A 13,092-nucleotide genomic window follows, 5' to 3' on the forward strand; every position below is an offset into this window, starting at 1 on the left:
CCGATCGGGCGGCCTGAGATCCTGTGCCCGTGTATGGGCATAGACGGCCCAAAGACCTTCCGCCATCGCATCGCGGTGGGCTAGGATGGCGCGATCAGGCCGTCGCCCCGCACGGCCCGACAAGGAGAGCCCCATGACCACCGCACCCGGATCGAGTCCCGTCCTCGCGCTCAACGACGGTCGGTCGATGCCGCAGCTCGGGCTCGGGGTGATGCGTTTCGGCGGCGAGGCGGAGACCGGGCGGGTGATCCATGACGCGGTCGTCGCCGGCTACCGGCTGTTCGACACCGCCTCGGTCTATGGCACCGAACCGCAGGTCGGCGAGGCTTTTGCCGATCTGGCGGACATGCGCGGCGACCTGTTCCTGACCACCAAGCTGTGGAACGACGCGCAAGGTCACGACAAGGCGCTGCAGGCGTTCGACGCGAGCATGGCGCGGCTCGGGCTCGACCAGCTCGACCTCTATCTGATCCACTGGCCGCTGCCGATGTTCGATCGCTATGTCGAGACCTGGCGCGCGCTGATCCGGCTGCGCGCGGAGGGGCGGGTGCGTTCGATCGGGGTGTCGAACTTCACCGAGGCGCATCTCGCGCGCCTCATCGACGAGACCGGCGAGGCGCCCGCGGTCAACCAGGTCGAGATGCACCCGCATTTCCAGCAGCGGGCGCTGCGCGATTTCCATGCCCGCCACGGCATCGTCACCCAGGCGTGGAGCCCGCTCGGCGGCAGCGGCGCCCGGCTGCTCGACGAACCGGCGATCGCCGCGCTTGCCGGCAAACATGGCCGGTCGGGGTCGCAGATCATCCTCGCCTGGCACCTGTCGCAAGGGGTCTCGGCGATCCCCAAGGCGACGAGCCCGCGCCATCTCGCCGACAATATGGCGGCGTGCGAACTCGTCCTCGATGCCGACGACCTCGCCGCGCTGGCGGCGCTCGATCGCGCCGACGGCCGGATCGGCCCCGACCCGACGACCTTCGCGATGGCGGGCGCGCCGGACTGACGCGGCGCGCCGGTTTCAGCCGGCGGCGGCGAGCGCCGACTCGCGCTCGACGACGGTGGCGATCCGGAACGAACTCCGGTCGAACAGCTGTTTCTCGTCCTCGACGATCGCCTCGGGCATCAGCGCGGTGGTGATGTAGGCGAGTGTGCCCTGGAAGATCTTCTCGTCGTCGAACCAGAGTTCGGTGATCACGTCGAACGGCAATTCGCCCGCCGGCCCGGTCTCGGGATGCGGCTGCGGATCGATGTAGCGGCGGATATAGCGGCTTACCCCGCGGCTATATTTCTCGGCGAGCGGGGCGTGGCTGGTCTCGTAATAATCGCGGAACGCCTCGACGCTGATGTCGGGCCGGCGCTTCATGAACAGCAGGATCTTATAGGCGGTGTCGGTCATCCGGTCCTCGTCTTTTCTGGTGCGCCGACGGGGTGGTAGCACGGCATCGACGGGGACGGGGAGGGGGCTCGTCGATCGCCGCGATCGGCGCATTTCTGCAGCCGGAGGACAATCGCATTGCCGCCGGCGTCATGCGCCGTGCCGCCCGAACCGCGCCAAATCGCACAAAACCGCGCCATTCTCGTTTTTGCCGGCGGGCACGCGCGAACGGCGGATGCAGTCGGGCTTGACGAGCCTGTTATATCATGTCTAAGCGACACTATAGCGCATAAAAATGTCGTGTGTGACCGTCCCGTTCGTCCGTCGACCCGCCGATCCCGAGTTCGCCTCAGAGGCTGCCAATGACGCTGTATTCCTGCCCGGATTGCCTGTGCCACGACAAGACCCCGGCGACCCGCCCGGTCATGCGCGTCGGCGCGCCCGCCCGACCGTGAAAGCTTTCGAGGTCGCCGGCCATGGCGACCGACCACCCGCATAAGGAGCCTTCGACCCACCCACACAGATTGCCAAAAATGCCGAACGAGCGACCGGACAACGGCCGCCTTTCACCAGGAAGAGGATAGACACCCCATGAAGAGAATTTCGATCGCGCTTGCCTGCAGCACCGGGCTGACGCTGACCCTCGCCGCACCGGCCGCCGCCCAGAGCACCGCGCCCCAGTCTGCGTCGTCGCTCGACGCCGAAGGCGCCGCCGACATCATCGTCACCGCCCGCCGCGTCGAGGAACGGCTGCAGGACGTGCCGATCTCGATCAGCGTGTTCAACCAGCAGCAGTTGACCAACCGCAACGTCACCAATTCGGCCGATCTCGCCAACTATACCCCGTCGCTGTCGGCCAATTCGAACTTCGGCGCCGAAAACAGCAGCTTCGCGATCCGCGGTTTCGTCCAGGATGTCGGCACCCCGCCATCGGTCGGCGTTTATTTCGCCGATGTCGTCGCGCTGCGCGGGCCGACCCAGGGCACCCAGTCGGGCGACGGCGCCGGCCCGGGCAGCTTCTTCGACCTCCAGAATGTCCAGGTGCTCAAAGGGCCGCAGGGCACGCTGCAGGGCCGCAACACCACCGGCGGCGCGGTGATGTTCGTGCCGCAGAAGCCGACCTCGAACCTCGAGGGCTATCTCGAGGGCAGCTACGGCAATTACGACATGTACCGCGCGCAAGGGGCGTTCAACACCCCGCTCGGCGACCGGGCACGCTTCCGCATCGCCTTCGATCACCAGAAGCGCGACGGCTATTTGCACAATATCTCGGGAATCGGGCCGAGCGACTATAACGACGTCAACTATACCGCGATCCGCGCGAGCATCGTCGTCGACCTCACCCCCGACCTCGAAACCTACACGATCGCCTCGTACAGCCGATCGAACACCAATGGCAGCGTGCAGAAGCTGATCGCCTGCAACCCGTCGGGCACCAATCCGGTCGATCCGACCGCGGGCCTGCGCAACTTCATCGGCGTGCTGTCATGCGGCCAGCTCGCCGCCGAAAAGGCGCAAGGGGCGGGCTTCTACGATCTCGAGGCGGCGGTCGCCAATCCGGTATCGCGGCTGACCCAGTTCCAGGGGATCAACACCACCACCTGGCGCGCCAGCGACACGCTGACGATCAAGAACATCATCAGCTATGGCGAGTTCAAGAATCTCCAGCGTTCGCCCTTGTTCGGGACCAACTGGAGCGCGGCCAACACCCCGATCCCCTATCCGTTCATCTTCTTCGCCGGGGTGCCGCGGATCTTCACCGGCATCTTCCCGATCCCGGGGCGCAACACCGCCGACCAATATACCTTCACCGAGGAACTCCAGCTCCAGGGCTCGGCGCTCGACAGCCGGCTGACCTACCAGGGCGGCGCCTATTTCGAATCGAGCAAGCCGCTCGGAACCGTCGGCAACCAGTCGCAGCAGCTGGTGTCGTGCACCAATCTCGCCACCTTCGCCTGCACCGATCCGATCGGCGCGGCGTTCACCGCGGCGACCGGCGGGGCGTTCGGCCCGATCAATGTCGGCGCGGTCAACTTCACCGCCGGCCGCACCTCGTTCCGCGACGTCGGCCTCTATGGCCAGGTCAATTACAGCCTGACCGAAAAGCTCAAGCTGACCGGCGGCCTGCGTTATACCTGGGACCGGCAGAGCAACAGCGCGACCCGGACCTCGACCAGCTTCTCGGTGATCCCGCCGTTCACGGCACCGTCGGTCACCCGCTGCACCGATCCGAGCACCGCCCCGACCTGCACCCAGACGCTCCAGAAAAGCTCGGACAAGCCGACCTGGCTGATCGACCTCGATTACAAGCCGACCGACGATATCCTGCTCTACGGCAAATATTCGCGGGGCTATCGCGCCGGCGGCGTCTTCACCAACGCCCCGATCGATCACCGCACCTTCGACCCCGAAAAGGTCGACAGCTATGAGGCCGGCTTCAAGACCAGCTTCGCCGGGGCCTTGCGCGGGACCTTCAACGTCTCGGCTTTCTACAATAATTTCAGCGACCAGCAGATCCAGTTCGGGTTCGATGCCAAGATCGATCCGGTGACCGGCGCCAGCGCCCCGGTGTCGCCGACCACCGCGATCATCAATGCCGGCAAGTCGCGGATCTACGGCGTCGAGGTCGAGGCGTCGATCAAGCCGTTCCAGGGCCTGTCGATCGACGGCAGCTACACCTATCTCAACGCGACGATCCGCAACATCGCCGCGGTCACCACTGCCGATCCCAATTATCAGCCGCAGACCTCGCTGATCACCAAGGGGTCGCCGCTGGTGCTGTCGCCGAAGAACAAGTTCACGGTGACCGGCACCTATACGCTGCCGCTCGACGAGAGCATCGGCCGGATCAGCGTCGGCGCGACCTTCACCCACACCGACAAGCAGCTCACCAGCTATGCCTATCTTGATCCGGCGATGCTGGCGGCGTTCGGCGGCGATCTCGGCACCGTCGGCAAGCGCGACCTGCTCAACCTCAATGCGAGCTGGAACGGGATCGCCGGCCTGCCGCTCGACCTCGGCCTGTTCGCGACCAACGTGACCAAGAAGAAATATTACAACTACGTCCCCGGCCTCGCGTCGTCGGGCAACGAATTCGCCGTGCTCGGCGAGCCGCGCATGTATGGCGCGCGGCTGCGCTACCGCTTCGGGGGCTGATACCGCCGACCTTCCCTCGACGGACAGATTCGGTTCCCTCCCTGGGCCGCAGCTTGCTGCGGCCCTTGTTTTTGGGGCCCCGCAGCTTGCTGCGGCCCTTGTTTTTGGGGAGGAACATGGATCTGCCAGATCCTCCCCATCGCAGATGGGGAGGGGGACCATCCGTAGGATGGTGGAGGGGTTTTCTGCGCTATCGATGTTGCGCAGACCCCTCCACCGCTACGCCCGCGGCTGCTCTGCAGCCGGCTTCGCGCTTTGCCATGCCCCCGGCATGGCGCGCACTGCGCCCCTCCCCAAAGCTGCGTTTTAGGGAGGATCCGCAGGGCTCAACCCGATGCGTGAATCACAGCGCCTCGGGCTCGAGCATCGCGCCGTTCACCAGCCGGTGCATGATCGCCGCGACCTGTTCGATCGTATAGGCGTCGGCCGGCTTCGCCAGCCACCAGGAGATCGTCTCGACGATCAGGCCGACCGAGCAGCTCGTCGCCAGTTCAACCGGGATCCAGCCGTCCTTGTCGCCGCGCTGGACCGCGAAGGCGCGCGAATTGCAAAGCAGCTCGTCGCGCATCGCGCCGGCCGCGCCGCCGGTGAGCAGCGCGGTCCACAGCACCCGGTGATCGTCGACATAGCGGCACAGGGTGACGAAGCCGGCATGGTGGTCGACGGTCACGCCGACGACCTGGGTCAGCTCGACCAGTTCGTCGATCTGGTCGGCGGCGACATGGTCGAGCAGCGCTTCCTTGGTCGCATGGTGGCGGAAGAAGGTCGCATAATGGACCCCGGCCTCGGCGACGATGTCGCGGATCGTGATCTGGTCGAACGGCTTGCGTTCGAGCAGGACGAGCATCGCCTGACGCAGTGCCATGTCGGTTCGGACCATCCGCGCGTCGCGGGGGACGGGCTTCGGCCGTGCGGCTTCGGCGATGTCGGGTTCGTCGGAGACGTGCCGCGTGGGCCTGATGTTCATGCCGTATCCTAGGGTCTAAACCCATAAATTGGGAGGCCGTGACAAGGGGTAATTTTGTTCGTGGCAAGGCGGGAGCGCAGGCGGATAGCGGCGCTATCCGGCAAGCGAGCAACGCAGCCGCGGGCGAAATTACCCCTTGCCCTGCGGGTGGTGTCAAAGCGGGTGATCTGTATCGTCAAGCGGCTTCACCATAAAGCTGCCATGCTTTCATCCGCTTTCCTCGCATCTCCTCCCGCTTTGACACCATCACGACCTCGTAATTTATGGGTTTAGACCCTAGCGGATCGCCGGCGGGGGACAATCATACCGACCGTTACATAGGGTTACATAAGCGGCATGTTTGGCGGGTGGCGCGCATGGCTGACGATGGTCTGCAGACACAGCATCGCCGGGGCGGCGGGATAAGCGATGGACCTGCGCGCGGGCCGGGTTGATAAGCGTTGCGGATACGGTGCCGATGCGAGCGTCGATCCATCCAGGAGGGAGAGAGATGGCGATGATGCCCCAAGCGCAGCCCGACGCCGTCGGCGCCAATCATCCGCTGGCCTTCCGCATGGCGGCGATCGCCTTCCTCAACCAGAATATCGTCATCGGGTGCATCTGGGGATCGTTCAGCGTGCTGCTCGCCTCGGTCGAGACCCGGCTGGGGGTGAGCCGCGAACTGAGCACGCTGAGCGTGCCGGTGGTCAACCTCGCCACCGCGCTGTGCGCACCGGTGGTCGGGACGCTCGCGACCCGCGTTTCGCTGCGGATGCTGATGCTGGTCGGGGCGCTGCTCAGCACCGCCGGCTTCGCGCTGCTCGCGACGACCAGCAGCTATCCGCTCTACCTGGTCGCGTTCGGGCTGCTGCTCGGGCCGGGGATGGCGATCGGGGTGATCACCCCGGGCACGCTGGTGTCGCGCTGGTATGTCGTCCATCGCGGCCGCGCGCTCGGTATCACCTCGATGCCGGTGATCATCGCGCTGGTGCCGCTGCTGTCGAGCTGGGCGCTCCAGTCCTATGGCGTCGCCGCCACCTATGCGATGCTCGGTGCGCTGTCGGCGGTCTGTCTCGTCTCCAATCTGTTCGTGATCGACCAGATCCCCGGCGTGGAAGCCGCGGCTCCGACCACCGATACGCCCGCCGCCGACGGCGCGATGACGATGCCGCAATTGTTGCGCTCGCCGCGTTTCTGGCTGGTGATGCTGGCGACGATCGCCTCGGTCACCGGATCGGTGCTGATCACCGCCAACATGGTGCCGATCGCGAGCGGCTGGGGTCTGTCGGCGACGCTGGCGGCGACGCTGCTGACGGTGCAGTCGCTGGTCGGCATCGCCGGCACCGTGTTCTTCGGCTGGGTCGCCGACCGGCTCGGCGGGGTGGCGACGCTGGCGATCCTGTTGTTCGACGCGGCGATCCTGTGGGCGCTGCTGCTGATCGGTCCGGGCTTCGTATCCGCGGCGGTGATCGCCGGCCTGCTCGGGCTGCATGGCGCCGGCGCGATGCCGGTGCTCGGCCTGGCGATCACCGAGCTGTTCGGACGCGAGAGCTACAGCCGCGCCTTCGGCCTGTTCAACATCGTCAACCTGCCGTTCGGGGTGCTGTGCGTCCCCGCGAGCGCGCTGGTCTATGCGCGTACCGGTTCCTATGCGGCGGTGATCATGGCGCAGGCTGCATTCCTGCTGTTCGGCGCGCTGCTGGCCTTCCTCGCGCGGCGACGCGGGACGACGCCTCGCCCGATGTGAAAGCGGCGGCGTCTTGCCCGATCTCCCGCGCCAATTGACGCTCTTGTAAGGTGCGCCTAGTCCTGTGGCGGGGGACTATCGAAAATGGGCAAGAAGAGCATCTTCGGCTGGGGGGCCGAAGACCTGCGCTACGCAATCGTTGGAGGGGCCGTCTATTTCGTGGCGGTCGTCTCGACGATGGTGATGACCAACGCCGGTCGCGGCATAGCGACGACCTGGCCGGGCAATGCCGTGCTGCTGGCGCTGATCGTGATGCTGCCGGCACGGCGCTGGCCGATCTATCTGGTGGCGGGGATCGTCGCGCATGTCGGCGGCAACATGGTCGCGCGCGGCGCGCTGACCGCGCCGATCGGCTATGGCATCGCCAACATGGTCGAACTGGTGGTGGCGGCGACGCTGATCCGGCTCCGCGCGCCGGGGGCGAACATGCTCGCCAACCTCAACGCGATCATGTGGTTCACCCTGTGCGGCATCGTCGCGCCGGCGATCAGCGGGATCATCGGGGCGCTGACCGCGATGCTGACCTATGGCGAGCCGTTCTGGCGATCCTACCGGCTGTGGGTGACCAGCGATGCGCTGGGGCTGCTGATCTTCACCCCGCTGTTCCTCGCGCTGCGCACCGGCGAGGTGCGGATCTGGCTGGCGAACATGGACGCGCGCCGGCGGGCGCAGGCGGTGCTGTGGTTCGCGGTCACCGCCGCGACCGCCGCGATCGCCTTTCTCGGGTCCAACATGGCGATGCTGTTCCTGGTCATGGCGCCGGTGATGGCGACGACGATCAGCCTCGGCCGCTTCGGCACCAAGACCTGCGTGGTCATCGTCGCGGTGATCGGCGGGGTCTCGACGATCTACGGCCATGGCCCGATCGTGGCGATGACGCCGAGCCTTCATGCGCAGGCGCAATTTTTCCAATTCTATCTGGCGGCGCTGCTGCTGACGATGCTGCCGGCCGCCGCCGAGCTCCATGCGCGGCGCGCGAGCGCCGAACATTTCGAGCAGGCAGCGTCGACCGACAGCCTGACCGGGGTGCTCAGCCGCGCCTCGTTCATTGCCCGGCTCGAGGCGCGGCTGGTCGAACCGCGCGGCGTCTCGCTCGCGCTCGTGCTGATCGACGTCGACCTGTTCAAGCGGATCAACGACAGCCATGGCCATCCGGCAGGCGATGCGCTGCTGATCGAGATCGCCCGCCGGCTCGGTCACCGCCTGCGCAAATGCGATCTGATCGGGCGGCTGGGCGGCGACGAATTCGCGATCCTGGTCGAGGGCGTGCGCGAGGAACAGGCCGAAGCGATCGCCGAGGACAGCGAACGGCTGATCGGATCCTCGCCGGTCCGGCTGCGCGACAATGTGGTCGAACATGCCTCGATCAGCTGTGGCGTCGCCTTCGCCCGGCCCGGCGACGACTGGCGCGCGCTGGTCGAACGCGCCGACGACGCGCTCTACCGGACCAAGCGGCTCAGGAAGCGCGAGCGGGCGCTGCAGAGCTAAATAAGGGCGGCTGTCAGGACGCGACCCGCAGCATCGGTGCCGGCCGGGCGGCCTCGCTCTGCCGGGTGCGGAAGATGTCGACGATGTCGTCGATCTCGGATGCGCGGGCCTTGGTCTGGGCGGTGGTGGCGTAGAGTTCCTCGACCAGCGCCATATTGTCGCAGGCGATCCGGTCGAGCTGGTCGATCGCGTCGCTGATGTCGCCGATCGACGCCGCCTGTTCGCGGCTGGCGTTCGAGATCGTCGCCAGATGCGCCGAATTCTGTTTCACCGAATCGAGCATCGCCGACAGGCTGTCGCTGGCCTGGCTGATCATCAGCGATCCCGCCTCGACCTCGACCAGCGTCTGCTGGACCAGTCGGCTGGCCTCGCTCGACGCCAGCCGCGCGCTGTTGGCGAGCATCTTGACCTCGGAGGCGACGACCGCGAAACCGCGGCCGGCCTCGCCGGCGCGCGCGGCCTCGATCGTCGCGTTGAGCGCGAGCAGCGAGGTCTGCGAGGCGATGCGGTCGATCATGCTGATGATACCGGAAATCGTCGCCGATGACATCGTCAGCCGCTCCATCGCCTCGAGCGCGCGCGCCATCACCTCGCCGCCCGCCTCGGCCGAGACCGCGGCTTCCTGCGCGCGCCGGCTGGCGGCTTCGACGCTGTTCGCGCTTGCCCCGGCGGTCGCGATCAGCCGCTGGATCGCCGACGCGGTGTCGCGCACCGTCAGCCCCTGGCCGCCGGTGCGTTTCGACAGGCTGCTCGTCTCGCTGGTCAGCTCGTCGGTCGCGCTCTTTAGCCGCTGCGACGTGTCGTCGAGCTGGCCGACGACCTGTTCGAGCCGGTCGGCGACCGCGTTAGTATCGCCCTTGAGCTTGGCGAACGCCCCCTCATAGGCACCTTCGACCCGCTTGGTGAGATCGGTCCGCGCGAGCGCCGCGAGCACCGCGCCGGTTTCCTTGAGGCCGCGGTCGGTGGTCTGGACGAGCAGGTTGATCGAACGTGCGAGCATGTTGAGCTCGCCATCCTCGAACCGGTCGTCGACCCGGCGCGAGAAATCGCCGGCGACCGCGGCATCGACCACCAGCCCGAACGAACGCTGGAGTTCGAACATCATCTGGGCGCGCGCTTCGCGGTCGCGGGTGCGCCGCTCGCGATCGGCCAGAGTGAGTTCGGCCACCCGCTTGCCATTGTCGCGAAACCCTTCGACCGCGCGGGCGATCGCGCCGATTTCGTCCTCGCGGCCGGTCGCGACGACGGGGACGTCGAAATGGCCCTTGCCGATCGCGCGGATGCTGATGCCGATCCGCCGCAGCGGATCGAGCACCAGGCGCGACATCACCAGCCACAGCATCAGCAGCGAGGCGAGCATCACCAGCGCGGTGTGCAGCGCCGATCGGAACCATGCGCCGCGCAGCCCCTCATAGGCTGTGGCCTTGTTCAGCGCGACGCCGACATACCAATGCGCCGACGGCAGGTTCGGAATGCGCGCGAGCGTGACGATATGGCCGGCGCCGCCTTGGGTGACATCGCTGATGCTGCCGTCGAGCGCCGGCGCCTTGCCGTCGAAGATCTGCGCGAGGCTCTTGCCGGTCAGCCGCCGGTCGGGGTGGAGCAGCACCCGGCCCTGGCTGTTGGCGATGAAGACATAGCCGCCGCGGATGTTGCTGCGCTGGAGCATGTCGACCAGCACGCGCAGCGAGAAATCGGCGGCGGTCACCCCGCGGAAATGGCCGTCGACCATCAGCGGGGTGGCGATCGTGACGATCTCCTCCTGCCGCCCGGGCTCGAGATAGGGCTCGACCAGCACGGTCGAGCGCCGGGCCTGCGCCAATTTGTACCAGGGGCGCCGGCGCGGATCATAGCCGGCCGGCGGTGGCGCGAGCGGATATTGGTGGAAGGCGCCGTCGGCATGCGACCCGACATAGGTCATCAGGAAATTGTCCTGGAGCGCGCGGCGCTTCAGCGCGGCGGCGATGTTCCCGTCGGACCAGCGCAGCGCGGCGTCGTCGTTCGCCATCTCGACCAGCAGCCGCCGGCCCTCGAACCACAGGCCGACGCTTTGCGCACGCGAGGTGGCGACGCGGTGGATCGTCTCGGACACCGACCGGTCGGTGTCGAGGCTGCTCTGGCGATAGAAGATGCCGGCCGCGATCAGGAAGATCAGCGTGCCGACCGCCGCCGTGATCAGCAGCGCGCGGCCGACGATACTCTTGGTGATGCGCCCCAGCCGAACCATCGTCTTCCCTTAGACCTTGGTCGAAGCTTTCGCCCACATAGGTTAAGATGCGCCTAACCATCGGCGGAATCGCGCGAGAATATCGCCGCCGTCACGATGCCCGGTCGTTACGATGCGCGGCTCACTGGCCGATTTTCGCCTTGCCGCCCTGGATGGTCAGCACCGGCACCGTCGCATGACCGCAGCCATGCGCGCCGCCGCTGGTGCAATGCTGCCGCGGATCGATCAGGGCATTGCGTTCGTCGGGGACCGACGGCCCGCTCGTCGCGCGCAGCGGCTCCGGGATGCGGTAGCGGTCGGATCGGGGGCGGCGGCAGACGACGATCGTGTCGGTGCGGTCGGGGCCGCAGTTCGGATCGGTCAGGAGCGGCGGTGCGGCGGCATTGGCGAGGGTGAAGGCGTTCATGTCTGGCGTCGCGCCGGCGGTTGCACCGATCGCGGTCGAAACCAGGATCGCCAGCGCGAGGGCTGCGACCGGAACGGCTCTGCGTGGCGATCGGGATGGCATGATGCGGATGTCGCACCGGATCGGAGCGTCTGCAATCCCGGGATTTGGCGGTTTTGCGGGAATGTCAGGCGCCGGCGAGGACGGCTTCGACCTCCTCGCTCGAAAGGCCGAACACCTTGGTCAGCGCGTCGATCGATGCCCCGCGCGATGCCAGCAGCCTGATCCGATCGGTATCGACCGCGGTCTTGTAATGGCTGACGTCGCGTTCGATCCGCTTCTCGCCGGTCTTCGACAGCGATCCCGAGGCGCGGCGCTTGGGGCGCACCTCGCGTTCGGCGGTGAGCATCGCGCGGCGGGACTCGTCGAGCGCCTGATCCTTTTCGCGCGCCTGTTCGCGTGCACGCGACGACTCTTCGCGCTCGGCGGCACGGCGATTGGAGCGGGCCTGCGACGCCTCGGCACGTTCGGCGGCGCGGCGCTCGCGTTCCGCGGCGCGCGCCCGTTCGCGGTCGCTCGGCTCGCGGAGCGGCAGGCCGCCGCCGGGCAGGATCGATCCACGTTCACGCCAGTCGCTCGTCACATATCACCTTCGTCATCCGGGTGCCGGCTGAAAGCCGACGCGGCGGCCATCGTCAAGGGCGTAGCGTCACGCCGCCTGCGGGCGCCAGGCGATGGTGCCGGCGGTGCGGGCCCTTGTCGCGGGTGAGGCCAGGCAGGTCGCTACCGCCTCATAACCCGCGGCGCCGGGCATCGGCGTGACGAGGCTGGGCGGGCTGTGGTTGGCCGGACACAGGATGATCGCCTCGTCCGGGCCGATCGCGGCCGGGTCGAGGATCGCCGAGGAGCGGGTGAGCATGAACAGCGGCCGCCGGTCGCCGCGCCGATAGCGCAGATGCGCGATCAGCGCCTCCTGGCTGGCATGGTCGAGCCCCTGTTCGATCATGTCGATGACGAAGGCGGCGGGGCCGGGGGCTTCGAGCGCGACGAGCAGGACGACCAGGGCGACGCAGACCGTTGCACCATCCTCGACCAGGCGTGCCAGCGCGCGATCGACCCGCTGCGCGCGTTCGGGATCGGCGGCGATCGTCGCGCGGACCGCCGCACCTTCGTCGTCGCCACGGTCGAGCGGGACGAAGACGGCGCCGGCCAGGCTTTCGGCCAGCCGCGTCGCCAGCCGGGTCTTCCCGCTGCCGAGCGGGCCGACGATGTAGGTCAACGCCGCGATGTCGCGCAGTTCGAAGGCTTCGCCGCCCCATGGCCAGGGGAGCGCGAAGCCGATGGCCGGGGCAGGGTGGAGCAGGGCTCCGAGATCCTTGGCGCCGGGTGTCTCGCCCCGGCCGATCTCGGCGCGCAGCCGGCGCACCCGGTCGACCCTGGCGGCGAGCGCCGTCGCTTCGTGTTCGAGCACCGCCTGATGGCTGGCGAGCGCCGGTTCGAGATCGGTCGCGTCGCCGCCCAGCACACGGCCGATCTGGGCGAGGCTGAGCCCGATCGCGCGAAAGTCGGCGATCTCGCGGGCGCGCGCCATGTCGGTCGGCGCGTAGCTGCGCCAGCCCGCGGCGGTGCGGCCGGGAGCGATCAGCCCGCGCTGCTCGTAGAGCCGCAGCGCCTTGACCGAGATCTTCAGCCGCCGGGCGGCCTCGGTCGGGCTGAGCGATTTGCCGGTAGCGTGCATGACCTCACCTCCATCGTGACCGCACCCTTATCG

10 protein-coding genes are annotated in these 13,092 nt (G+C 67.6%); 4 read left to right on the top strand and 6 right to left on the bottom strand.

From position 1 onward, the window contains the following. The first annotated feature begins 133 nt into the window (after positions 1-133). Positions 134-1,000, top strand: a complete 867-nt coding sequence (locus tag AC1RM6_RS01840; protein WP_493097882.1) for an aldo/keto reductase — start codon at positions 134-136, stop codon at positions 998-1,000. A 15-nt stretch (positions 1,001-1,015) separates the two neighbouring features. Here the strand turns inward: AC1RM6_RS01840 and AC1RM6_RS01845 are convergent, their stop codons facing one another. Next, positions 1,016-1,393: an EthD domain-containing protein gene (locus AC1RM6_RS01845; RefSeq protein WP_493097883.1), complete on the bottom strand. Its 378-nt coding sequence runs from the start codon at positions 1,391-1,393 to the stop codon at positions 1,016-1,018. A 570-nt stretch (positions 1,394-1,963) separates the two neighbouring features. On the opposite strand from AC1RM6_RS01845, the gene AC1RM6_RS01850 reads away from it, so the two are divergent. After that, positions 1,964-4,528 carry a TonB-dependent receptor gene (locus AC1RM6_RS01850; RefSeq protein WP_493097884.1) on the top strand — a complete coding sequence of 855 codons (2,565 nt, stop codon included), beginning with the start codon at positions 1,964-1,966 and terminating at the stop codon, positions 4,526-4,528. Positions 4,529-4,871: 343 nt separating this feature from the next. On the opposite strand, the gene AC1RM6_RS01855 is transcribed toward AC1RM6_RS01850, so the two are convergent. Then, positions 4,872-5,495, bottom strand: coding sequence for a TetR/AcrR family transcriptional regulator (locus tag AC1RM6_RS01855; RefSeq protein WP_493097885.1), 624 nt, complete (start codon positions 5,493-5,495; stop codon positions 4,872-4,874). Positions 5,496-5,985: 490 nt separating this feature from the next. Between AC1RM6_RS01855 and AC1RM6_RS01860 the strand changes: the two genes are divergently transcribed. Both AC1RM6_RS01860 and AC1RM6_RS01865 read left to right on the top strand, forming a co-directional pair. Further along, entirely contained in the window at positions 5,986-7,221 is a 1,236-nt protein-coding gene (locus AC1RM6_RS01860) for an MFS transporter (RefSeq protein WP_493097886.1), read from the top strand. 84 nt (positions 7,222-7,305) lie between these two features. Continuing rightward, positions 7,306-8,709 (top strand): GGDEF domain-containing protein, encoded by a 1,404-nt coding sequence (locus AC1RM6_RS01865; protein WP_493097887.1) that lies wholly within the window; start codon positions 7,306-7,308, stop codon positions 8,707-8,709. A 13-nt stretch (positions 8,710-8,722) separates the two neighbouring features. Here the strand turns inward: AC1RM6_RS01865 and AC1RM6_RS01870 are convergent, their stop codons facing one another. From AC1RM6_RS01870 to AC1RM6_RS01885, 4 genes are all read right to left on the bottom strand, one after another. Continuing rightward, positions 8,723-10,936: a methyl-accepting chemotaxis protein gene (locus tag AC1RM6_RS01870; RefSeq protein ID WP_493097888.1), complete on the bottom strand. Its 2,214-nt coding sequence runs from the start codon at positions 10,934-10,936 to the stop codon at positions 8,723-8,725. A 121-nt stretch (positions 10,937-11,057) separates the two neighbouring features. Further along, complete coding sequence (locus AC1RM6_RS01875; RefSeq protein ID WP_493097889.1) at positions 11,058-11,342, bottom strand: hypothetical protein; 285 nt, start codon at positions 11,340-11,342, stop codon at positions 11,058-11,060. Between the two features lie 166 nt (positions 11,343-11,508). Continuing rightward, positions 11,509-11,964 carry a hypothetical protein gene (locus tag AC1RM6_RS01880; protein ID WP_493097890.1) on the bottom strand — a complete coding sequence of 152 codons (456 nt, stop codon included), beginning with the start codon at positions 11,962-11,964 and terminating at the stop codon, positions 11,509-11,511. Between the two features lie 66 nt (positions 11,965-12,030). Further along, the gene (locus AC1RM6_RS01885) at positions 12,031-13,059 is read right to left on the bottom strand and encodes a MerR family transcriptional regulator (protein WP_493097891.1); all 1,029 of its coding nucleotides are present in this window, start codon (positions 13,057-13,059) and stop codon (positions 12,031-12,033) included. Positions 13,060-13,092 lie beyond the last annotated feature (33 nt).

It is taken from the genome of Rhizorhabdus sp. GW822-FHT03C02, from assembly GCF_058801765.1.

Excerpts from the sequence above, each read along its gene's own strand:
- AC1RM6_RS01840 (WP_493097882.1), top strand. The coding sequence starts at position 134 with ATGACCACCGCACCCGGATCGAGTCCCGTCCTCGCGCTCAACGACGGT.
- AC1RM6_RS01845 (WP_493097883.1), bottom strand. The coding sequence starts at position 1,393 with ATGACCGACACCGCCTATAAGATCCTGCTGTTCATGAAGCGCCGGCCC.
- AC1RM6_RS01850 (WP_493097884.1), top strand. The coding sequence starts at position 1,964 with ATGAAGAGAATTTCGATCGCGCTTGCCTGCAGCACCGGGCTGACGCTG.
- AC1RM6_RS01855 (WP_493097885.1), bottom strand. The coding sequence starts at position 5,495 with ATGAACATCAGGCCCACGCGGCACGTCTCCGACGAACCCGACATCGCC.
- AC1RM6_RS01860 (WP_493097886.1), top strand. The coding sequence starts at position 5,986 with ATGGCGATGATGCCCCAAGCGCAGCCCGACGCCGTCGGCGCCAATCAT.
- AC1RM6_RS01865 (WP_493097887.1), top strand. The coding sequence starts at position 7,306 with ATGGGCAAGAAGAGCATCTTCGGCTGGGGGGCCGAAGACCTGCGCTAC.
- AC1RM6_RS01870 (WP_493097888.1), bottom strand. The coding sequence starts at position 10,936 with ATGGTTCGGCTGGGGCGCATCACCAAGAGTATCGTCGGCCGCGCGCTG.
- AC1RM6_RS01875 (WP_493097889.1), bottom strand. The coding sequence starts at position 11,342 with ATGAACGCCTTCACCCTCGCCAATGCCGCCGCACCGCCGCTCCTGACC.
- AC1RM6_RS01885 (WP_493097891.1), bottom strand. The coding sequence starts at position 13,059 with ATGCACGCTACCGGCAAATCGCTCAGCCCGACCGAGGCCGCCCGGCGG.